Raw genomic sequence first — 21,086 nt, 5'->3', positions numbered from 1 at the left:
CGGCCCAGCCTAGGCCGGGTCGCCGCGGCCGTGTCACGAACGGCCCCGCGTCGCGCACCGGCGGGGCACCCGGAGGCGCCCGCTGCAGGCGGTGCGACGACGGCGACAAGGCGTCCGGACGTGCCTCTGGACGAGTATCTTGATGTCGAGATACATCGTACAGCGTCCGGCCCGCTGCGCGCACGCCGCGCCGCTCCGGCGCGCTGGGGCGAGGGCCGCCCGTGGCGGCCCCCGCCCGACCCGCGCGGACCGTCAGCCCGCGTCGGGCTCCTGGCTGGCGCGCAGCGCCTCGGCGGCCTTGCGCTCCGCCTCGACGGCGCGCTCGTGCGCGCGTCGGTCGTACTCGGGCGTGCCCTGCTTGTGCAGCTCCTGGGTCGCGATGCGACGCGCCTCGGCGAGGCGCCCGGCGGGGTCCTGCGACGCGGTCATCGTGCGCTCCTGTCGTCGGTCCTCGACGGGGCCCGTCGTCCCGTCGGGGCCCGGCACGCGGGCCCGCCACCACGCTAGGCCCGGCACGCCCGGCCCGCGCGTCGCGGCGGCGCCGGGCCGCGCGGGCGTCTCAGCGGTCCAGGACGGCGACGGCCTCGAGGTGGTGCGTCATCGGGAACAGGTCGTGCCCCGTGACGGTCACGTCCGACCAGCCCCGCTCGCCGAGCAGCGCGATGTCGCGGGCCAGTGCGGCCGGGTCGCACGCGACGTACACGATGCGGCGCGGGCGCAGTGCCGCGACGGCGTCCACGACGCGGCGGCCGGCACCCGTCCGAGGCGGGTCCAGCACCACCACGTCCGCCGCACCGACCGGCGCGACGGCACCGCGCCGGCCGGTCAGCACGTCGGCGACGTCACCCGCGTGCAGCTCGACCTGCGGACGGTCGTGCGCGTTGCGACGCGCGTCCTTGACGGCGCGCTCGTCACCCTCGACGGCGACGAGCCGCCCGTCCGGACCGACGGCGTCGGCCAGCGGCGACGAGAACAGCCCGGCGCCGGAGTACAGGTCGAGCACGGTCGCGCCCGCGACGTCGCCGACCGCCTCCAGCACGCGCGCGGCCAGCAGCCCCGGCGCCTCCCGGTGCACCTGCCAGAACCCTGCGGCGGCGACACGGTAGGTGTAGTCGGTCCCGCCGACCCGCACGTGCTCGCGCACGGCCGCCCGCGCGTTGGGCCTCAGGTCACGACGGTTGGAGTGCAGGTCGAACGGCGCACCGTCGAGCAGCACGAGCGACGGCGACCCGTCGGCCGGCGCCACGGCCTCGATCCGGGAGCCCGCCGGCCAGCGCCGGTCGAACAGGCCCAGCGCCGCGACGTCCTCGGTCGCCAGCGGCATGTCGGTGAGCGGGACGACGTCGTGCGACCGGTACGCACGCATCCCCGCGCGTCCCTCGGCGTCGACGTGCAGGTCGATCCGGGTGCGGTACGCAAGTCCACCGCGCTCGTCGTCACCCGGCGCCGCCTCGACGCGCGGCGCGAGGTCGAGCCGCGCCAGGCGGTGCAGCTGCTCGGCCAGCACCGTCTCCTTCCAGACCCGCTGCGCGGGCAGTGCGACGTGCGCGAGCTCTCCCCCGCCGACCCCGCCCGGTCCGGCGGCGGGCCACGCCGACGGCACGCGGTCCGGCGACGCGTCGAGCACCTCGATCGCGTCGGCGCGCCAGAACTTCGCCTCGGGGCCCGCGTCGGTCAGCCGCGCGCGCACCCGCTCGCCCGGCAGCGTGTGCCGGACGAACACGACACGTCCGTCGTGACGGGCCACGCAGTGGCCGCCATGGGCGACCGGGCCGATCTCGAGCTCGACGGTCGTACCGGTGCGCAGGGAGTCAGTAGCCACGCGGCACCGTACCCCGGACCGTGTCCTCCAGCCCCGTCTGCCCGGCGGTCGAGGCCAGCTGCCACGGGACCGACGCCACGACGACGCCCGGCGTGAAGAGCAGCCGGCTCTTGAGCCGCAGCGCGCTCTGGTTGTGCAGGAGCTGCTCCCACCAGTGCCCCACCACGTACTCGGGGATGTAGACGACCACGAGGTCGCGGGGGCTGTCGCGGCGGATCGAGCGCACGTACGTCAGGACCGGTCGCGTGATCTCCCGGAACGGCGAGTCGAGGACCTTGAGCGGGACGGGCAGGTCCGCGGCGTCCCACTGCGCCCGCAGCGCCGCCACCTCGTCGGCGTCGACGCCCACGGTCACCGCCTCGAGCACGCTGGGCCGCGACGCCCGGGCGTACGCCAGCGCGCGCATCGTGGGGCGGTGCAGGTGCGAGACCAGCACGACCGCGTGCACGCGGCTGGGCAGCGCACGGGCGGCCTGCAGGTCCTCGTCCAGCGCGAGCTCGGCGCGCACCCGCACGTAGTGCCGGTGCACGCCCTGCATCGCGACGTACACCAGGACCATCGCCACGATCGCGAGCCACGCACCGTGCACGAACTTGGTGACCAGGGCGATCACCAGCACGGTGGCCGTCATGCCCAGCCCGATGGTGTTGATGACCCGCGAGCGGCGCATCCGCCGCCGCACGGCGGGGTCGGGCTCGGTCCGCAGACCGCGCGTCCAGTGCCGCACCATGCCCAGCTGCGACAGCGTGAAGGAGACGAAGACACCCACGATGTAGAGCTGGATGAGGCGCGTGACCTGCGCGTCGAACATCCAGATGAGCGCGATCGCGGCCGCGGCGAGGCTGACGATGCCGTTGGAGAACGCGAGCCGGTCGCCGCGGGTGTGCAGCTGGCGCGGCAGGTAGCCGTCGCGCGCGAGGATCGAGCCCAGCACGGGGAAGCCGTTGAACGCCGTGTTCGCCGCGAGCACGAGGATCAGTCCCGTCACGACCGACACGACGACGAACAGCACGTGCACGCCCGAGAAGACCGAGCCCGCGAGCTGGCTGATCACCGGGTGCTGCTCGTAGCCCTCGCCGACGGGCACGCCGTCGCGCAGCAGCTGCGTCGCGGGGTCGTCGACGAACTTCACACCCGTCGCCTGCGCGAGCAGCAGGATCGACATGACCATGACGACCGAGATCGAGCCGAGCAGCGCGAGGGTCGTCGCGGCGTTGCGCGACTTGGGCTTGCGGAACGCCGGGACGCCGTTGCTGATCGCCTCGACGCCCGTCAGCGCGGCACAGCCCGAGGCGAACGCGCGCAGCACGAGGAACCCGCCCGCCAGACCGGCCAGGCCCTGGTCGAAGCCCGGTTGCGACGCGACCCCGAGGCCGGCGCTCTCAGCGGCGGGCAGCGTGCCGGTGAAGTACCGGACCGCGCCGACCAGGGCGAGCGACCCGATCGCCCCCATGAAGAGGTACACGGGGATCGCGAACGCGGTGCCGGACTCCTTGACCCCGCGCAGGTTCGCGAGCGTCAGCAGCACGACCAGCACGATCGCGAACGACGTCTCGTGGCCCCGCAGCGCGGGCACCGCGGTCGCGGCGTACTGCGCGCCCGAGGAGATCGACACCGCGACCGTCAGCACGTAGTCGACGAGCAGCGCGCTCGCGACCGTGACACCCGCGCGGGGGCCGAGGTTGACGGACGCGACCTCGTAGTCGCCACCGCCCGACGGGTACGCGTGGACGTTCTGCCGGTACGACGCCACGACGGTGAGCAGCACGATCGCGACGGCCAGCCCCACCCACGGCGAGATCGTCAGGGCCGTCAGCCCGGCGAGCGAGAGCGTGAGCAGGATCTCGTCAGGGGCGTACGCGACCGAGGAGAGCGCGTCGGACGCGAAGACGGGAAGGGCGACGCGTTTGGGGAGCAGGGTGTGGCCGAGCCGGTCGCTGCGGACCGGTCGGCCGAGCACGAGCCGCTTGGCGGCATCTGCGAGGTCCGACACGATCAGCGATCGTATGCCCGCCGGGTGCCCGGCACACACGCGTCGGTGGGACGACCTGACCCCAGGTCGCCGCGCTGCGCGCGCGGGCGACCGGGGTATAGCGTGACCGGCTGTGCACTTCGTCATCATGGGATGCGGACGTGTCGGGGCGACCCTGGCGCAGTCCCTGGAGTCCCGCGGCCACTCGGTCGCCGTGATCGACCAGAACCCGGACGCCTTCCGGCGGCTCGACGCCGGGTTCTCGGGCAACAAGGTCACCGGGCTCGGCTTCGACCGCGACACGTTGCGGACCGCCGGCATCGACGACACGTACGCGTTCGCCGCCGTGTCCGACGGCGACAACTCGAACATCCTCGCGGCGCGCGTCGTCCGGGAGACGTTCGGTGTCGAGAACGTCGTGGCGCGCATCTACGACCCGCACCGCGCGGAGATCTACCAGCGGCTCGGGATCCCCACCGTGGCGACCGTCCGGTGGACCGCCGACCAGGTGCTGCGACGCATGCTGCCGATGGGCATGACCGACGAGCACCGCGACTCCTCCGGCAAGATCCAGCTCGCGCAGGTCGACGTCCACCCGGGCTGGGTGGGGCGTCCGCTGCGCGCGCTCGAGGACGTCAGCGGCGCGCGCGTCGCGTACGTCACGCGCTACGGCGACGGCCTGCTGCCCGCTCCGGGCTCGGTCCTGCAGGAGAACGACGTCGTGCACCTGCTCCTGAACGTCGCCGACGCACCGGCCGTCGAACGCGTCCTGACCGCTCCCCCGGCGGTGGGCGCATGAGGGTCGTCATCGCCGGGGCAGGCTCCGTCGGCCGGTCCATCGCGCGCGAGCTGCTGGCCCACGACCACGAGGTCACGCTCATCGACCGCCAGCCGTCGGCGATGCGCGTCGCCCAGGTCTCCGACGCGGACTGGCTGCTGGCCGACGCGTGCGAGCTGCCCACGCTGCGCGAGGTCCGCGCCGACGAGTGCGACGTCATGGTCGCCGCCACGGGCGACGACAAGGCCAACCTGGTGATCTCGCTCCTGGCGAAGACGGAGTTCGGCGTGCCCCGCACGGTCGCACGCGTCAACAACCCCAAGAACGAGTGGATGTTCGACGCGGCGTGGGGCGTCGACGTGGCGGTGTCGACACCCCGCATCATGACGGCGATGGTCGAGGAGGCCGTCGCCGTCGGCGACCTCGTGCGCATCTTCACGTTCCACCAGTCGCAGGCGAACATCCTCGAGCTGACCCTGCCGGACGGCTCGCCCCTGGCGGGCGTGCGCATCGGTCAGGTCGCGTGGCCGACCGACACCGTGCTCGCCTGCATCGTGCGCGACGCGCGCCCGCTGACCCCGAGCCCGGACGACACCCTCGAGGGACGCGACGAGCTGCTCTTCGTCACGGGTCGAGACGTGGACGAGAAGGCTCTCGAGCGGCTGCTGACCCGCGGACCAGCATCCAGCTGACCCACAGGGCGACCGCGGTGAGCGGCAGACCCATCGCGAGCTTCGCGGTGCCGAGCCAGACGACCTCGTCGGCGTAGAACAACGGCAGCTGCACCAGCAGACGCAGGGCGAACATCGCGACCCACGGCCACGTGGCCAACGCGTACCGGCGCCGCAGCACGGGGTCACGGCGCCACTCGACGGCCGCCGACCAGGGCCCGCCACCGAGCGGGCCCCGGGCGCTGAACATGCCCATGAGCAGCCCGACCACGGGCCACCCGGCGAGGATCGACACGAGCGTGCCGACGAGGTACGTCACGTTGATGAGCAGCCCGTACGCGAAGTAGTCGCTCGCGTCGCCCGTGCGCCACGCCCACACCACGCCGATGCCGACGCCCAGCACGCCGGAGAACGCCTGCGTGACGGGCGTGCGCTGCACCAGCCGGGCGACGACGGCGAGGACGGCGGCGGCGGACGCGGCGATGAGCGCGGGCCGCAGCTGCTGACCGGTGGCGATGTACACGACCACGAAGAGCAGCCCGGGGGCGACCGCCTCGACGATGCCGCGCACCCCACCGACCGCATCGGCGGCCGAGAACTCGTCGGCCGCCAGGGACCGCAGCCCGCGCGCGCCGCCCTCCTCCGGGGGGACCACGTCGTCGACGGCGTCGAGCACGACCGGCTCGTCGTCGCGCGGCGTGCCGGGTCGGGCGTCCCTCGGATCGTTCATCGGGTTCACTCCCCCGGTCGGGCGCGCAGCTCGTAGCGCGGGTTGAAGACGGTACGCCGCCCGTCGACCAGGCTGACCATCCCGTCGACCTTCAGGCGCCGCCCCGGCTCGATGCCCACGATCTGACGGCGCCCGAGCCACACGAGGTTCAGCGAGCCGGACCCGTCGTAGAGCTCGGCCTCGATCGCGGGCACGCCCTCGCGGGGGCGCAGGGTCACCGAGCGGAGCACGCCGGACACGCTGGCGCGCTCGCGGTGCGGCAGCGCCGCGACCGGGCAGCAGCCGGGGACGCGCAGGGCGTCGGCGCGCTCCTCGTCGGCCTCGATCTCGGCCTGCGAGGCGAGCACCTTGCGCACGCGCTCGGTGAGGGTCATCCGATCTCCGTGATCTCCGGCCCGCGCTCGGGGGGCGCGAGCCGCGGGTCCGCGGGCGGCGGCGGCGGGGTCGCGCCGCCGGGCAGCTGCAGGGGCAGGAGGTCGCGCGGGGGGCGGGCGTCGCTCCCGCGGACCACCACGACCTGGCTGAAGAGGTCCTCCAGCGTGCCGGCGGCATCGGGCTCCACCGCGGCACGGCCGGTCAGGACGCCGCGCAGGAACCAGCGGGGCCCGTCGCTGCCGATGAACCGTGCCGGCCGATGACCCGTGCGCCCCTCGGGCGTCCGGACGGGCAGCCGGGCGAGGAGCTCGCGGCCGAACGGTCCCGGCAGGTCGTCCACCGTGCCGCCCTGCTGCGTGATGGACGCCGCGATCTCGTCGCGGATCTCGTCCCAGATGCCCTCGCTGCGAGGGGCGGCGAAGGCCTGGAGCTGCAGCGACGAGCCCTCCAGCAGCACCGCGACCGCCGAGACGACGTTGGTGGCCTTGTCGACCTCGAGGCGCACCTCCATGCCCTCGAGGGACGGCAGCTGGATCGCACCCAGGTCGACGCGCGGCGCCGCCGGGAACGGCCCGTCCGCGTCCCAGGGACCGCGCGCGTCGGCGCCGGGCTCGCCGCCGGTGGCGAGCTCCTCACCGGGCGCGACCGCCGCCTCCTCGTCTTGCGGGACGTCGGCCGGCGTGTCGGACGCGCCGCCCTCCTTCGGGCCACGACGGAACAGACCCACGTTCACTTCCTCCGACCGGCGCTCACGCGCCCTCGCCCTGCACCAACGTCCTCACGACCTACAACGTCACTCACGACGACAGTAGTTCCGCAACCGACCCACGGCCGCGCCACGGTCACGCCGTGGACGCTCCCGCCGCCGCCCATCCTCCGCTGGAGCCGAAACCGCCGGCGCCGCGGACCGAGTCCGGCAGCGCGTCGACCTCGACGAACCGCGCGTGCTCGACGCGCTGCACCACGAGCTGCGCGATGCGGTCGCCGCGACGCAGCACGATCGCGTGCTCCCCGTCCGTGTTGAGCAGCGTCACCGCGATCTCGCCGCGGTAGCCGGCGTCGACCGTCCCCGGGGCGTTGACCACCGTGAGACCGTGCCGCGACGCCAGCCCCGACCGCGGGTGGACGAAGGCCGCGTACCCCGGCGGCAGGGCGATCGCGACACCCGTCGGGACCGTGGCCCGCGCTCCGGGGTCCAGCGTCACGTCCTCGCGCGCCACGAGGTCGGCGCCGGCGTCACCGGGGTGGGCGTACGCCGGCGCGGGCAGGTCCGGGTCGAGCCGGCGCAGCAGCACCTGCACACCCTCGTCGGCGTCGTCGGGGCCACGGTGGCTGGTCGCTGTCACGGGGGCCGACCCTACCGCCCCGGGCGTCCGGCACGGCACCGGGACGTCCGGGGCGATGAGATCCTGAGGACATGACCACGACACCCGAGCCCGCACCGTCGTACGACCGGCCGTCGCCGTCGTCAGCGCCCACGGCCCGACCGGGGTTCCGCGAGCGGCTGTGGCCCGGTCCGCTGGGCTGGTGCGGCGTCGTGGGCTTCGCCGCCGTGCTGGGCGCGGCGTTCGTGCCGGTCGACACGCTGCTCGCGCTCGTCGTCGGCGTGCTCGCGCTGCTGGGAGGCCTCGCGGGGGCCGTCCTGACGACCCCCCGCGTGGAGGTCGAGCGCGGGACGCTGCGCGCCGGCACGGCACAGATCCCCGTCCGCCTGCTCGCGGCGCCCCGCGTGCTGGACCGGGCGGCGCTGCGCACCGCGCTCGGGCCGACGCTCGACGCCCGCGCGTTCGCGTGCCTGCGGTCGTGGATCGGGACCGCGGTCCGCGTCGAGGTCCGCGACCCGCAGGACCCGACGCCGTACTGGATCGTCTCGACGCGGCGGCCGGACGAGCTCGTCGCGGCGCTCGGCGGGACGCCGGCCGAGAGGCCCGGCACGACGACGGCCGACCACCCCGCAGGGTGACCGGCCGTCGGGTGGTGCGGTGCGGTCAGGCCGCGCACTCCGAGCACACGGGGCTGCCCTCACGCTCGTAGGCGAGCTGGCTGCGGTGGTGCACCAGGAAGCACTTGGAGCACGTGAACTCGTCGGCCTGGCGGGGAAGGACGCGGACGGAGAGCTCCTCGCCGGACAGGTCGGCGCCGGGGAGCTCGAAGCCCTCGGCGGCCTCCGTCTCGTCCTCGTCCACCACGCCCGAGTTCTTGTCGGAGCGCCGAGCCTGGAGCTCCTGGAGCGAGTCCTCGCTCAGGTCCTCCTCGGTCTTGCGCGGGGCGTCGTAGTCGGTTGCCATGTGTGAGCGTCACACTCCGTCTTCTGCAGCAGTGTCGTGGTACGCGGGGTAAATGCGCCACGCCAGCGTTTTGTTCCCCGCGCCGTCGGATTCTGCATCACCGCGGGCACGGATGCGAACACGGACGCGTGACCATGTGCCCCGACGTGACCAGCGACACCCCCCGGAGGGGCATTTGCCCTGGTCAGGACCGGACTGCCCGAACCGCCCGGCGCCCGGTTCACCCGGTGCCGGGCGCGGGTCCCTCGGGTGCGTCGGCGTGCTCCTCCTCGAGGATCCGCACGAGCTCGGCGACGCGTTGCGCGGCCCCGGCGACGGTCATCCCCTCACCCGCCGACGCCCCTCGCAGGCCCGTCACGACACCGCCCGCCTCGGCCACCACGAGCGCGCCCGCCGCCAGGTCCCACGGCTGCAGCCCCCGCTCGTAGTAGAGGTCGAGCCGACCCGTGGCGACCTGGCAGAGGTCGATCGCCGCGGCCCCCATGCGGCGCACGTCGCGGACCCGGGGCAGCAGGGACGCGAGCACCCGGGCCTGCGCGCGGCGCCGCTCGGCGACGTACCCGAAACCGGTGCCGAGCAGGCAGCGGTCCAGGGACGGCGCGGGCAGCACCGACAGCCGACGCCCGTCCAGGTACGCGCCGAGCCCGCGGCCGGCGGTCCACGTCTCCCGCGTCGCCGGCGCGTGGACGCACGCGGCGACCACGGTCCACGTCGCGGGCGTCGGCTCCCCCACGACCGCCGCGACGCTCACGGCGTACGCGGGCAGGCCGTAGAGGTAGTTGACGGTGCCGTCGATCGGGTCGACCACCCACGTCACGCCGGACGTCCCGACCCGGTGGCCGCCCTCCTCCCCGAGGACGGCGTCGTCGGGCCGCAGCCGCGCCAGCGTGCGACGCACGAGGTCCTCGGACGCGAGGTCCATCGCGGTCACGACGTCGACGGCGCTGGACTTGGTCGCCGCGACGCCGACGGTGTGCGGCCTGCCGTCGTGCACCAGGCGCCCGGCCGCGCGCGCGACCTGCTCGGCGACGGCGACGAGCTCGGCCACCGGCGGGTGGGTGGGGGGCGACGGGTCGTGGGAGGCGGTCACGCGGCCATCCTGCCGCAGCCCGGGGGGACGTCGCCGCACGTCCCGGACGCCGCCCCGACCCCGGGTCGGACCGGTCCCGTGCGGCGGCGCACCGACGCAGGTGCGCGCGTTCCGGCCCGAGAGGTGGCAGGCTCGCCGGTGGAGCCGCGGGAGGTCGTATGGGTGAGCTGGAGCTGGTCGGTCTGCACGAGGACGGGGAGCACCTCGTCGTCGTCGCGCCCGACGGGCAGCGCTTCCGCCTGCGTATCGACGACCCGCTGCGGGCCGCCGTGCGCCGTGACCGTCCGCAGCTGGAGCAGCTGCGCGCGGAGCAGGCGAGCGCGCTGAGCCCGCGCGAGATCCAGTCGCGGATCCGCGCCGGTGCCACCGCGCAGGAGGTCGCCGACGCCGCGGGCGTCCCCGTCGAGGCGGTCCGCCGCTACGAGGGTCCGGTCCTGGCCGAGCGCGAGTACATCGCCGAGCAGGCGCGCGGCACCCGCGTCGGGCGTGACTCGGGGGCGCCGCTGCTCGGTGAGCTCGTGACCGACCGGCTGGCCGCGCGCGGCGTGGACGTCGGGTCCCTGGCGTGGGACGCCGCGCGTGAGGGCGCAGGCCCCTGGACGGTGCTGGCGCGGTTCGTCGTCGGCGACGAGCCGTCCCTGGCACGGTGGAACTACGACCCCGTGCGCCGCACGGTCGTCGCCGACGAGGACGAGGCGCGCTGGCTCTCGGAGACCGAGCTCGACGAGCCCGTGTCCCGCCGGCACCTGGCCGCGGTGCGCGACGTCGTCTTCGACCTCGAGGCGGTCGACGCCCTCGCGGACGCGGCTGCCGACGCGCCGGAGCCGACGCACGCCCTGCTGGACGAGCTGCGGACACGTCGCGGCGTGCGCCAGCCGCTCGACCTCGAGGGCGACGACGAGGAGTTCGAGGGGTTCGGGCCGCAGCACGCCTTCGACTTCGCGCCGGGCGGCAGCGCCGGCACGGACGCCGGCACGCCCGTCGACGAGGCGAGCGCACCGGGCGCGCACCCGGTGGACGCCGACCCCGCGCGCGAGGCCGTCGTGCTGACGCCGCCGCGCGGCGAGCGCGCGGCCGGGTCGAAGCGTGCCGAGCGTGCGCACCCTCCGGCCCGCCCGGAGCGTGCGACCACGACGCCCGCGGGCGCCGGGACGTCGCCCGCGGCGCCCGACGACGGGGAGCGCGGCGCCGCGCCGGAGGACGACGCCCGCCCGGCACCGGCCGAGCGCCGGCCGCGACGGGCGCGCGCGAAGGTCCCGAGCTGGGACGAGATCGTCTTCGGCGCCAAGCCCGAGTGACGCGCGGTCAGCGCGCGGCACCGCCGGACGGTGCGTCGTCCCCGTCGTCGAACAGCAGGGTCTGGGCCGACGGCCCCGTGGCCCGGGCGACGCGGGCGGTCATGCGGCGCACGTGGTGGCGGCGGCACAGCACCTCGTAGGCGGCCTCCCCGGCCGTCGCGGCGACGTCACCCACGACGACCTGGTCGCCCTCGACGACCATGATGCCGTCGACCGTGCGCGCGTTGTGGGTCGCGCGCGAGCCGCACCAGCACAGGGCTCGCACCTGGAGCACCTCGACGCGGTCGGCCAGCTCCACGAGGCGCGCCGACCCGGGGAACAGCCGGGCCCGGAAGTCCGTCGTGATGCCGAACGCGAAGACGTCGGCCGACAGCTCGTCGACCACGCGCGCGAGCTGCTCGACCTGGGCCGCGGTGTAGAACTGCGCCTCGTCCGCCACCAGGTAGTCGACGGGGCGCCCGCGCGTGCGGCGCGTGACGACCTCCGCCCAGAAGTCCGTCGTGTCGTCGACCTCGTCGGCGCGCCGCTGCAGCCCGAGCCGGGAGGAGATGACCGCGTTGCCCGCGCGGTCCTGCCGCGTGAACAGCACGCCGTCGCGGCCGCGCGCGGCGTGGTTGTGGTGCATCTGCAGCGCGAGCGTCGACTTGCCGCAGTCCATGGTCCCGGAGAAGAACACCAGCTCGGCCACGCGCTCAGACCCTCCCGCGCACCGCTCGGGCGCTCATGCGAGCACCAGCAGCGGTACGAGCATCTCGCGGGCCGTGAGCGACCCGTGCACGCCGCGCAGCGCGATCGACGCGGGCGTCTGCGTGCGCGAGTCCACGACGGTCGCGGCCCCCGTCATCGCCACCACCACGTCTCCCACCACGGGCAGCACGCGCGGCTCGACGGGCCCGAACCAGCCCTCGTCGACCGCCTCGTCGCGCGTGCGCACGACCGCGTCGTCGCCCAGCTCGCCGCGCCACCGCGCCGCGACGACCTGCGGGTCCGCGCCCGGCTCGACGTGCAGGTGCAGCGCGCGCGGCTCGCCGCCGGTGGTCGCGACCTGGGCGCCCAGCACGGGGTCGGTGCCGACGTCGCGGCGGCGGGCCGGGTCGACGTCGACCATGCCGTGGTCCGCGGTGACGACGAGCAGCGTGTCGCGCGGCAGCGAGCGCGCCAGGCGCCCGAGCTCCGAGTCGAGCTCGCTGAGCGCCTCGCCCCACTGCCACGAGCCCCAGCCGTGGTGGTGCCCGGTCTTGTCCACGTCGTGCCAGTACAGGTAGGTCAGGCCCGGCTCGCGCAGGGCCCGCACGACCGCGTCCACGCGATGGCCCAGGGACTCGGCGGGCGCGTACGCGGCGCCCCGCAGGGCCGCTCCCGTGAGCCCCGAGCCGTCGAACCGCGCCGGCCCGACGCTCGTCACCCGGACGCCGTCGGCGACCAGCCGCTCGAAGACCGTGGGGTGCGGCTGCCACTCCTCGGGCGGCGGCATGTCCGTCCACGAGACGAGGTTGCCGAGCAGTCCGGTCGCCGGCACCCGGACCGTGTAGCCGAGCATGCCCGTGGCACCGGGACCGCGGCCCGTCCCGAAGGCGGCCACCGCGGTCGCGGTCGTCGAGGGGAACGTGCTGAGCAGCGGCTGCGACGACGCGAGCAGCGAGCGCAGGAACGGCGCGTGACCGCCCCGCTCGGCGAGGTTGAGGTGGCCGAGCCCGTCGACGAGGACCACGCACACGCGGCGCGCCGCCGGCAGCCCCAGGAGCGCACGGGCGTCCGCTCCCCCGTCCAGGTCGACGTCGAGCGCCGCCGCGGCAGCCGGCAGGACGTGGCTCAGCGACGGCGCGCCCGCGCGGGGCACCACGAGCGCGTCGGGGTCCGCGCTGGACCATGCCGCCCGGTCACGGGTCGTGGGCGTGCTCACCGCTGCGACGTCGCCGCCGACAGGGTGCGGCCGAACCTGACCGCCGCCAGCACGGCCTCGCGGCCCTCGGCCGCGGCGCTGACGCGCACGACCACGTCGTCGGGCGTGATCGACCCCGACATGCCGTGGTCCGCGTCGCACTGCGGGTCGCCGCACGTGGCCGGCTCGAGGTCCACGCGCGAGACGGCGCCCCAGCCGATCGCCAGCGTGAGCTCCGACGCGCCGTCACCGGCGCGGTGGTCCTGCGGGTCGTTGACGACGTGCGTGAACGCGACCGAGCGCAGCTCGCGCAGCGGGACGGCCTCCGTCGTGGCCTGGGCGCTGGCGGACGGGTGCTCGGAGTCGGCCGGGTGGTCGTCGACGTGGGCGACGACGAACCGGGTCGCGGTCAGCGCGAGCACGGTCACGTGGCGGCGCACCTCGGCGCCGTCGAACGTCGTCTCGGGATGGACCAGGTGGGCGACCGCGTCCTCGCCGGCCAGGGCGACCTCGAGGACCTCGCCCACGAGGTCCGGGTAGTACCCGGCACGGCGCAGGTCGTCACGCAGCGGGGTGGAGAGGGCAGGCACGCGCCCATCTTCCCATCCCGCGACCGGGTCGTGGTGCCGCGCGCGGGGGCCGCGCCACGCGCGCCACCCGGACGGCGTCACGGCCGAGCGAGCCGACGGGCCGCGTCGGCCCGGTCGGCCGGCGCCACGGACCCGTACGCACCCAGCACGGCCAGCCCCTGCGGGGATACCACGACGGGGTTGAGCTCGAGCGAGCGCAGGTCGGGCAGCGCGTCGGCGAGGACGGACACGCGCGCCACGAGGTCCTCGAGCGCGGCCACGTCGAGCGCCGGCAGCCCGCGGTAGCCGAACATCCGGGGCGCCGCGCGGGGCGTGCGCACGAGCTCGGCGACGTCGACGTCGGTGAGCGGCGGGACGCCGTACGCGACGTCGCCCAGGAGGTCGGAGGCGTCGCCCGCGAGCCCGACGCTGATGACCGGGCCGAACAGCGGGTCCTCCACGGCCCGCACGACGCACGCGACGCCGTGCGGCGCCATCGCCTGCACCTCGAGCGGCGGCACGCCCGGGCCGGGGTCGTGCTCGGCCGCGAGCGCGAGGATCCCCGCGACGTCGGCGCGCAGCTCGGTCTCGTCCGCGACGTCGAGGCGCACGCCGCCGAGGTCGGCGCGGTGCCGCAGCGCGGGCACGGTCGTCTTGACGGCCACGGGCCAGCCGAGCGCGTCGGCCGCCCGGACCGCGTCCTGCGCGTCGTGGACGCGGACGGAGGGCCACAGGTGGATGCCCGCCGCCGCCAGCAGCTCGGCGGCCTGCGCGGGGTCGAGCGGCAGCGGGGCGCGGTCGGTCGCGCCGGACGTGGACAGCAGTCGCGCCACGAGGGACCCGGCGGCGCGCGTGTCGACCCCCTCGGGATGCACCGGCCGGCCGCGGTCGGTCGCGCGCCAGGCGGCGTAGCGCGCGGCGAGCCCCAGCGCGAGCGCCGCGTCCTCCGGCGCCGCGTAGGCGGGGACCGTGCGCTCGCGCCCGTCCGGGTCCGCCGCCGTGAGCGAGGCCGTCACGCCGTGCAGGTCGTCCAGGCACGCGACGGTGGTGCGCCCCGTGCGCGCGGCGGCCCGCGCGACCTCGCCCGGCAGGACGGTGTCCTGCACGCCGAGCGTGGGGATCCGCACCACGACGACGACGTCGACGCCGGGGTCGGCGTACACGCGGTCGACGGCGGCACGCACCTCGTCGGCGCCCGCGTCCTCCGCGAGCAGCTCGACGCACCCGGTGACGACCAGACCCGCCGCGGCGGCCGCCTCGGCGACCAGTGCGGCGACCCCGGTCGAGCTGGCGAGCACGGCCGTGCGCCGACCCGTCGGCAGGGCCTGGTGGGCGAGCACCTGGACGACGTCGAGCATCTGGTGCACGTTCTCGACGCGGATGACGCCCGAGCGCCGCAGCACCTCCTCGAGCGTGCGGCGCGGCGCCTGGGTGGGCCGCACGGCGTGGCCGGGCGGCACGACGTGCCCGGAGCGGCCCGCGGTGAGCACGACGACCGGCTTGTGCGCCGCGAGCCGGCGGGCCACGCGCGAGAACTTGCGGGGGTTGCCGATGGACTCGAGGTAGAGGGCGACGACGTCCGTGTCGTCGTCCTCGCCCCAGAACTGCATGAGGTCGTTGCCCGACACGTCGGCGCGGTGCCCGGCGGAGACGAGCTGCGCGAGCCCGAGCCCGCGGCGCTCGACGGCCGCGAGCAGCGTGACCGCGAGCGGGGCCGACTGGCAGAACAGACCGACACGTCCCGGGCGGGGCGGACGCGCCGCGAGGGACGCGTCGAGCGTGGTGCCGTCGTGGGTCGCGAGCAGCCCGAACGACGACGGGCCGACGACCCGCATGCCGGCGCCGTGCGCGACGCCCAGCAGCAGCCGCTGACGGGCGAGCCCCTCGGGACCGGCCTCCGCGAAGCCACCGGAGACGACCACGAGACCACGCGCACCGAGCGCGCCGAGCCGGCGCGCGGCGTCGGGCACGAGCTGGGCCGGCAGCGCGACGACCGCGAGCTCGACGGGCCCGGGCACGTCGTCGATGCGCAGGTGGTGCGACACGCCGTTCGCGTCGAGCCCGGCACCGTCGCCGACGCCGACCGCGTGCACCACGACCCGTCCGGTGCGCGCCTCGGGTACGAGGCCCTCGAGGACGCGCGCCGCCTGGCGTGCCGGCAGGGTCCGGCCCGGGCCGCTCCCGGTGCCGGGCCCGACGACGACGACCGAACGCGCGGTCAGCAGCGCCCGCATCGAGCGCGCCTCGGCACGGTGCTCGCGGTCGGCCGCGACCGCGAGCGACCGGTCCGTGGGGTCGATGTCGAAGCGGACCTGCACGACTCCGTCCTCGGTGCGCTGGCGCACCACGTAGCCGGCCTCCTTGAACACCGCGAGCATGCGCCCGTTCTGCGGGAGCACCTCGGCGACGAACCGCCGCACGCCGCGCTCGCGCGCCGCCGCGGCGAGGTGCTCGAGCAGCACCGAGGCCAGGCCCTTGCCCTGGTGAGCGTCGGAGATGTTGAACGCCACCTCGGCGGTCTCGGGCTCGACCAGGTCGTAGCGCGCGACGCCGATGATGCGCTCGTCCTCGCCTGCGTCCGGCGAGCTGCTGACGGCCACGAGCGCGACGCGCGACATGTGGTCGACGGTGACGAGCCGCTCCAGGTCGCGCTCGGGCAGCCGCTCGAGCGACGCGAAGAACCGCAGGTACGTCGACCGCTCGGACTGCGCGACGTGGAAGGCCTGCAGCGCGTCGGCGTCGTCGCGCCGGATGGGTCGCAGGCGCGTGGTGGAGCCGTCCGTGAGCACGACGTCCGCCTCCCAGCCCGCCGGGTAGGGTGCGGCGGCGGGTGCCGGTGCAGGCACCGGACCGGGATGCCCGTCTCCGGGGACGACGTCGGCCATGCCGCCAGGCTAGCGGCGCGGCTGCACCGACGAGGCCCGGCGGGCGGCGACAATGGTCCCCGCGCGGCCCCACCGCCCTCCGCACGCCCCGAGACACCGTTGCACCCGAGGAGCACACCACCCCATGGCGCGTCGCCCCGCGAGCCCCGACCTGCCGCCCGAGGACCTCGTCGAGCGGATCGTCGACGTCGACGTGACGACGGAGATGGAGGGGTCGTTCCTCGAGTACGCGTACTCCGTCATCTACTCGCGCGCCCTGCCGGACGCGCGCGACGGTCTCAAGCCCGTGCAGCGGCGGATCATCTACCAGATGGCCGACATGGGCCTGCGCCCCGAGCGACCGTACGTGAAGTCGGCGCGCGTCGTCGGGGAGGTCATGGGCAAGCTCCACCCGCACGGCGACTCGGCGATCTACGACGCGATGGTGCGCCTGGCGCAGCCGTTCTCGCTGCGGCTGCCCCTGGTCGACGGGCACGGCAACTTCGGCTCGCTCGACGACGGGCCGGCTGCGTCCCGCTACACCGAGGCGCGCATGGCGCCCGCGGCGGTCGCGATGACGCACGGCCTCGACGAGGACGTCGTCGACTTCGTCCCCAACTACGACAACAAGCTCAAGCAGCCGGCGGTGCTCCCGGCGGCGATCCCGAACCTCCTGGTCAACGGCGCGACCGGCATCGCGGTGGGTATGGCGACCAACATGGCGCCGCACAACCTCGTCGAGGTCGTCGCGGCCGCCCGCCACCTCGTGAAGCACCCGGGTGCCACGCTCGAGGACCTCATGCGGTTCGTCCCGGGCCCGGACCTGCCCACGGGCGGCAAGATCGTCGGCCTCGACGGCGTGCGCGACGCGTACCGGACGGGCCGCGGCGCCTTCCGCACCCGGGCGACCGCGAGGATCGAGAACGTCACGCCCAAGCGCAAGGGCATCGTCATCACCGAGCTGCCGTACACGGTGGGCCCGGAGAAGGTCATCGAGAAGATCAAGGAGGGCGTGCAGTCCAAGAAGCTCTCCGGGATCGCCGACGCCGTGGACCTGACGGACCGCTCGCACGGCCTGCGGCTGGTGATCGAGGTCAAGACGGGGTTCAACCCCGAACGGGTCCTCGAGGACCTGTACCGGTACACGCCGCTGGAGGACTCGTTCTCCATCAACAACGTCGCCCTCGTCGACGGGCAGCCGCGCACGCTGGGCCTGGTCGAGCTGCTGCGCGTGTGGGTCGAGCACCGGCTCGAGGTCGTGCGCCGTCGCACGTCCTACCGGCTCACGAAGCGGCAGGAGCGGCTGCACCTCGTCGAGGGCCTGCTCATCGCGATCGTCGACATCGACGAGGTCATCCAGGTCATCCGGGCGTCGGACGACGCCGACGCCGCGCGCACGCGCCTGCGCACGGTCTTCGACCTCTCCGAGCCGCAGGCCGAGTACATCCTCGAGCTGCGGCTGCGGCGTCTGACCCGGTTCTCACGCATCGAGCTGGAGCGCGAGCGCGACGAGCTCATCGACGAGATCGCGCGGCTGCAGGCGATCCTCGGTGACGACGCCCTGCTGCGCACGGTCACGTCCGACGAGATGGCGGAGGTCGCCGCGACGTACGGCACGCCGCGGCGCACGGTCCTGCTCGAGCACGCGGGCGGCGCGAGCCTCGCGGGTTCCGCGGGCGCACCGACGTCGTCCCGCAGCGCCGCGCCGCTGGAGATCCCCGACACGCCGTGCTGGGCGCTGCTGTCGGCCACGGGCCTGGTCGCGCGCACCGGCGAGGACGTGGAGCCCGTGCGCGGCGACGGGTCCACGCGCAGCCGGCACGACGTGGTCGCCTCCGCGGTGGCCACGACCGCCCGCGCGGACATCGGTGCGCTGACGACGAGCGGCCGCGTCGTGCGGCTGTCGGTCCTCGAGCTGCCCGCGCTGCCGCCGACCGACGGGCCGCCGTCGCTGTCGGGCGGGCTGCCGGTCGGCGAGGCGGTGACGCTCGAGAAGGACGAACGCGTCGTCGCGCTCGTCCCGCTGGGCGACGACGCCCCCCCGCTGGCGCTCGCGACCGCTCAGGGCGTCGTCAAGCGTGTCGCGCCGGGTGACGTACCGAACAACCGCGACGCGTGGGAGGCGATCAGCCTCAAGGACGGTGACGCGGTCGTGGGTGCCGCCCTCGCCGGCGACGACGACGAGCTCGTCCTGGTGTCCTCCGACGCGTCGTTGCTGCACTTCCCGGGCTCGCAGGTGCGCCCGCAGGGGCGCGCGGCCGGCGGCATGACGGGGATCAAGCTGGCCGCCGGCGCGCAGGTCGTGGGCTTCGGGGTCGTGCGGCCGGACGAGGACGCCGTCGTCGTGACGGTCTCCGGGTCGTCGGCGGCCCTCCCCGGCACGCAGACCGGCTCGGTGAAGGTCACACCGTTCGCCGCCTACCCCGGCAAGGGGCGCGCGACGGGTGGCGTGCGCTCCCACCGGTTCCTCAAGGGCGAGGACGCGCTGATCCTCGCCCACGTCGGGCCCGCGCCGGCGCGCGCCACGGGTTCGGGCGGTCAGCCGGTCGACCTGCCGCCCGTCGACGAGCGTCGCGACGGCTCCGGGGCACCGCTCGACGCGCCGGTCCACGCGATCGGCTGACGCACCGCGTGCGGGACCGTACGACGCCAGCGCCTACCGTGGTGCCGTGGCTGCCGCACTCGACCTGCCCCGGTCCGTCCTGCTCGCGCTGTGGCTCACGGCGCCCGGCGAGCGCGAGCGCGCCGTCGCCGCCGTGCAGGCCGACGACGAGCCGCACACGGTCGACACCGAGGGTGAGGCCTCGACGCTGCGTGACTGGCTGACGTGGCTGGGCGCGCCCGTCGACGAGGTCGCGGCCGTCCTGCCGGTCCCCGGTGAGCCGGTCGCGGCGCCCGCTGCGGTGTCGCACGACGCCGTCCTCGCCGGCGAGTGCGTGCTGCTGCGCGCCGGCACCCGGACGGTCGCCGCCGTCCCGCACGTCGAGCAGTTCGGGTCGCAGCTCGAGCCCGGACACCTGGTGACGTGGCGCGCCGTGACCGTCCCGGACTGGCGCACGGCCGTGTGGGCGCAGGTCGGCACGCTCGAGGACGCCGAGCGCGACCTGCGCCGTGGGCTGCTGACCGCGACCGAGGCCCTGGTGTCGCTCGGGGTCGAGCGGTGGCGCCCCGACGCGGCCGACGCGATCTCCGACGTCCGCGACGGCGCCCTGCCCGAGCGTCGCCTCCCCCGGGGCGTCGACGCGCAGCGGCTGCGGGTGCTCTCGAGCGCGGCGCGCCTGCGCGGGATCGTCGCGCTGGCCACGCAGGACGACGGCGGGGCCGTCAACACGTGGCAGGCCGACCAGCGGTCGACCGCGCTGCGCGAGGTCGACCGCGTGGCCCGTCGCGCCATGGCGGCGGCCGCCACCTACCTGACGCGCGCCTGACGACCGGCGCCGGGGCACCGGTCCTCAGGTCCTCGTCACCGGTCCAGGACCCCCCGGTACACCTCGAGCGTGCGCTCGCCGATCGCGTGCCACGAGAAGTGGTCCTCGACGCGCCGCCGCGCTGCCGCTCCCCACCGCGCGGCGCGCTCGGTGTCGCTGACGGCGTCCGCGAGCGCCGCCCCCAGGTCGGCGACGAACGCGTCCGGGTCGACGGGCGTGCCGGTGCCGTCCTGCACCTGGTCGATCGGCACGAGCACGCCCGTGACGCCGTCGTCGACGACCTCGGGGATGCCGCCCGTCGCCGTACCGACCACGGGCAGGCCGACGGCCATGGCCTCGAGGTTGACGATGCCGAGCGGCTCGTAGACGGACGGGCACGCGAAGACGGTGCCGTGCGCGAGCACCGCGACGAGCTCGGCGCGCGGCAGCATGCGGTCGATCCACACGACGCCCGAGCGGCGCGTGCGCAGGTCCGCCACCAGCGCGTTCACCTCCGCGAGGATCTCCGGGGTGTCCGGGGCACCGGCGCACAGCACGACCTGCACGTCGGTGGGGAGCGCCTCGACGGCGCGCAGCAGGTAGGGCAGACCCTTCTGCCGCGTGATCCGGCCGACGAACACCACGGACGGCCGGTCGGGGTCGATGCCGAGCTCCTGCACGACGGCACGCGCCCGGGCCGTGCCCTCCTGCGACGTGGGCCGCTGCCAGCCGTCGAGGTCGATGCCGTTGTGCACGACGTGCACCTTCGCGGGGTCCACGGCCGGGTAGGACCGCAGGATGTCGGCGCGCATGCCGCCGCTGACCGCGATGACGGCGTCGGCCGCCTCGTACGCCGTGCGCTCGACCCACGACGACAGCGCGTACCCGCCGCCGAGCTGCTCGGCCTTCCACGGGCGCAGCGGCTCCAGGCTGTGCGCGGTGAGCACGTGCGGCACGCCGTACAGGAGCGACGCGAGGTGGCCCGCGAGGTTCGCGTACCACGTGTGCGAGTGCACGAGGTCGGTGCCGCCGTCGGCCGTGTCGCGCCCGATGCCGTCGACGATGGCGAGGTCGACGCCCATGGTGGCGAGCGCGGCGTTGGCCCCGCTCAGGCCGCCGGGGACGGCGTAGCCGTGGGTGCCCGGCTCCGCGACCGGCTCGTCGAAGCTGTGCACGCGCACGTCGATGAGCTCGCGCAGCACGGCCGTCAGGCCGGCGACGTGGACGCCCGCGCCGCCGTACACGTGCGGCGGGTACTCGCGGGTCAGCAGGTCGACGCGCACCGGTACCTCCAGTCGTGACCGGCCCACCGCCGGTCGTCTGGCGACACGCTAGCGCCC

General features: G+C 75.5%; 20 protein-coding genes. 6 read left to right on the top strand and 14 right to left on the bottom strand.

Annotated elements, in window-relative coordinates:
* Nucleotides 1–252: 252 nt before the first annotated feature.
* The 3 genes from KKR89_RS08360 to KKR89_RS08350 form a co-directional block, all read right to left on the bottom strand.
* Nucleotides 253–429, bottom strand: a complete 177-nt coding sequence (locus KKR89_RS08360) for a translation initiation factor 2 (RefSeq protein ID WP_208194946.1) — start codon at nucleotides 427–429, stop codon at nucleotides 253–255.
* A 130-nt stretch (nucleotides 430–559) separates the two neighbouring features.
* Nucleotides 560–1,822: a class I SAM-dependent RNA methyltransferase gene (locus tag KKR89_RS08355; protein WP_208194945.1), complete on the bottom strand. Its 1,263-nt coding sequence runs from the start codon at nucleotides 1,820–1,822 to the stop codon at nucleotides 560–562.
* Nucleotides 1,812–3,815, bottom strand: a complete 2,004-nt coding sequence (locus KKR89_RS08350; RefSeq protein ID WP_208194944.1) for an APC family permease — start codon at nucleotides 3,813–3,815, stop codon at nucleotides 1,812–1,814. Before KKR89_RS08350 ends, KKR89_RS08355 begins: the two co-directional genes overlap by 11 nt.
* A gap of 127 nt (nucleotides 3,816–3,942) precedes the next feature.
* Here KKR89_RS08350 and KKR89_RS08345 point away from each other — a divergent pair, with 127 nt between their 5' ends.
* Both KKR89_RS08345 and KKR89_RS08340 read left to right on the top strand, forming a co-directional pair.
* Nucleotides 3,943–4,593 (top strand): potassium channel family protein, encoded by a 651-nt coding sequence (locus tag KKR89_RS08345; RefSeq protein ID WP_243882203.1) that lies wholly within the window; start codon nucleotides 3,943–3,945, stop codon nucleotides 4,591–4,593.
* Entirely contained in the window at nucleotides 4,590–5,264 is a 675-nt protein-coding gene (locus KKR89_RS08340) for a potassium channel family protein (RefSeq protein WP_208194942.1), read from the top strand. The genes KKR89_RS08345 and KKR89_RS08340 overlap by 4 nt, the downstream gene beginning before the upstream one ends.
* Here the strand turns inward: KKR89_RS08340 and KKR89_RS08335 are convergent.
* The 4 genes from KKR89_RS08335 to dut form a co-directional block, all read right to left on the bottom strand.
* On the bottom strand, nucleotides 5,197–5,973 hold the full coding sequence (locus KKR89_RS08335; protein WP_208194941.1) for a DUF3159 domain-containing protein: 777 nt from the start codon (nucleotides 5,971–5,973) through the stop codon (nucleotides 5,197–5,199). The two genes, KKR89_RS08340 and KKR89_RS08335, sit on opposite strands and share 68 nt — an antisense overlap.
* A gap of 5 nt (nucleotides 5,974–5,978) precedes the next feature.
* Nucleotides 5,979–6,347 (bottom strand): OB-fold nucleic acid binding domain-containing protein, encoded by a 369-nt coding sequence (locus tag KKR89_RS08330; RefSeq protein WP_208194940.1) that lies wholly within the window; start codon nucleotides 6,345–6,347, stop codon nucleotides 5,979–5,981.
* On the bottom strand, nucleotides 6,344–7,075 hold the full coding sequence (locus KKR89_RS08325) for a DUF3710 domain-containing protein (protein ID WP_208194939.1): 732 nt from the start codon (nucleotides 7,073–7,075) through the stop codon (nucleotides 6,344–6,346). The genes KKR89_RS08330 and KKR89_RS08325 overlap by 4 nt, the downstream gene beginning before the upstream one ends.
* A 115-nt stretch (nucleotides 7,076–7,190) precedes the next feature.
* On the bottom strand, nucleotides 7,191–7,694 hold the full coding sequence (gene dut / locus KKR89_RS08320) for a dUTP diphosphatase (protein ID WP_251141075.1): 504 nt from the start codon (nucleotides 7,692–7,694) through the stop codon (nucleotides 7,191–7,193).
* 71 nt (nucleotides 7,695–7,765) lie between these two features.
* Here dut and KKR89_RS08315 point away from each other — a divergent pair, with 71 nt between their 5' ends.
* The gene (locus KKR89_RS08315) at nucleotides 7,766–8,311 is read left to right on the top strand and encodes a DUF3093 domain-containing protein (RefSeq protein ID WP_208194937.1); all 546 of its coding nucleotides are present in this window, start codon (nucleotides 7,766–7,768) and stop codon (nucleotides 8,309–8,311) included.
* Nucleotides 8,312–8,336: 25 nt separating this feature from the next.
* Here KKR89_RS08315 and KKR89_RS08310 read toward each other — a convergent pair whose 3' ends face one another.
* Entirely contained in the window at nucleotides 8,337–8,636 is a 300-nt protein-coding gene (locus tag KKR89_RS08310; protein ID WP_013116932.1) for a DUF4193 domain-containing protein, read from the bottom strand.
* A 220-nt stretch (nucleotides 8,637–8,856) separates the two neighbouring features.
* Nucleotides 8,857–9,726 (bottom strand): inositol monophosphatase family protein, encoded by an 870-nt coding sequence (locus tag KKR89_RS08305; protein WP_208194936.1) that lies wholly within the window; start codon nucleotides 9,724–9,726, stop codon nucleotides 8,857–8,859.
* Between the two features lie 158 nt (nucleotides 9,727–9,884).
* Here KKR89_RS08305 and sepH point away from each other — a divergent pair, with 158 nt between their 5' ends.
* Complete coding sequence (gene sepH, locus KKR89_RS08300; protein WP_208194935.1) at nucleotides 9,885–11,024, top strand: septation protein SepH; 1,140 nt, start codon at nucleotides 9,885–9,887, stop codon at nucleotides 11,022–11,024.
* Between the two features lie 7 nt (nucleotides 11,025–11,031).
* Here sepH and KKR89_RS08295 read toward each other — a convergent pair whose 3' ends face one another.
* The 4 genes from KKR89_RS08295 to KKR89_RS08280 all read right to left on the bottom strand — a co-directional run bounded on the left by KKR89_RS08295 (nucleotide 11,032) and on the right by KKR89_RS08280 (nucleotide 16,360).
* A complete protein-coding gene (locus KKR89_RS08295; protein ID WP_208194934.1) occupies nucleotides 11,032–11,712 on the bottom strand; it encodes a thymidine kinase in 681 nt (226 codons plus the stop codon).
* 33 nt (nucleotides 11,713–11,745) lie between these two features.
* Nucleotides 11,746–12,927, bottom strand: coding sequence for an alkaline phosphatase family protein (locus KKR89_RS08290; protein ID WP_208194933.1), 1,182 nt, complete (start codon nucleotides 12,925–12,927; stop codon nucleotides 11,746–11,748).
* Entirely contained in the window at nucleotides 12,924–13,496 is a 573-nt protein-coding gene (locus KKR89_RS08285) for a DUF5998 family protein (RefSeq protein ID WP_208194932.1), read from the bottom strand. Before KKR89_RS08285 ends, KKR89_RS08290 begins: the two co-directional genes overlap by 4 nt.
* Before the next feature lie 77 nt (nucleotides 13,497–13,573).
* Nucleotides 13,574–16,360 (bottom strand): GNAT family N-acetyltransferase, encoded by a 2,787-nt coding sequence (locus KKR89_RS08280; protein WP_208194931.1) that lies wholly within the window; start codon nucleotides 16,358–16,360, stop codon nucleotides 13,574–13,576.
* Between the two features lie 124 nt (nucleotides 16,361–16,484).
* On the opposite strand from KKR89_RS08280, the gene KKR89_RS08275 reads away from it, so the two are divergent.
* Together KKR89_RS08275 and KKR89_RS08270 are read left to right on the top strand one after the other, a co-directional pair.
* On the top strand, nucleotides 16,485–18,962 hold the full coding sequence (locus KKR89_RS08275; RefSeq protein WP_208194930.1) for a DNA gyrase/topoisomerase IV subunit A: 2,478 nt from the start codon (nucleotides 16,485–16,487) through the stop codon (nucleotides 18,960–18,962).
* A gap of 46 nt (nucleotides 18,963–19,008) precedes the next feature.
* The gene (locus KKR89_RS08270; RefSeq protein WP_208194929.1) at nucleotides 19,009–19,767 is read left to right on the top strand and encodes a hypothetical protein; all 759 of its coding nucleotides are present in this window, start codon (nucleotides 19,009–19,011) and stop codon (nucleotides 19,765–19,767) included.
* Between the two features lie 35 nt (nucleotides 19,768–19,802).
* Here the strand turns inward: KKR89_RS08270 and glgA are convergent, their stop codons facing one another.
* Nucleotides 19,803–21,029, bottom strand: coding sequence for a glycogen synthase (glgA, locus tag KKR89_RS08265; protein WP_208194928.1), 1,227 nt, complete (start codon nucleotides 21,027–21,029; stop codon nucleotides 19,803–19,805).
* Nucleotides 21,030–21,086 lie beyond the last annotated feature (57 nt).

The organism is Cellulomonas dongxiuzhuiae (assembly GCF_018623035.1).
GTDB classification, from domain to species: Bacteria; Actinomycetota; Actinomycetes; order Actinomycetales; family Cellulomonadaceae; genus Cellulomonas; species Cellulomonas dongxiuzhuiae.
Note: the sequence above shows the minus strand (reverse complement) of the source record. Positions and strands in the feature narration are given on the sequence as shown.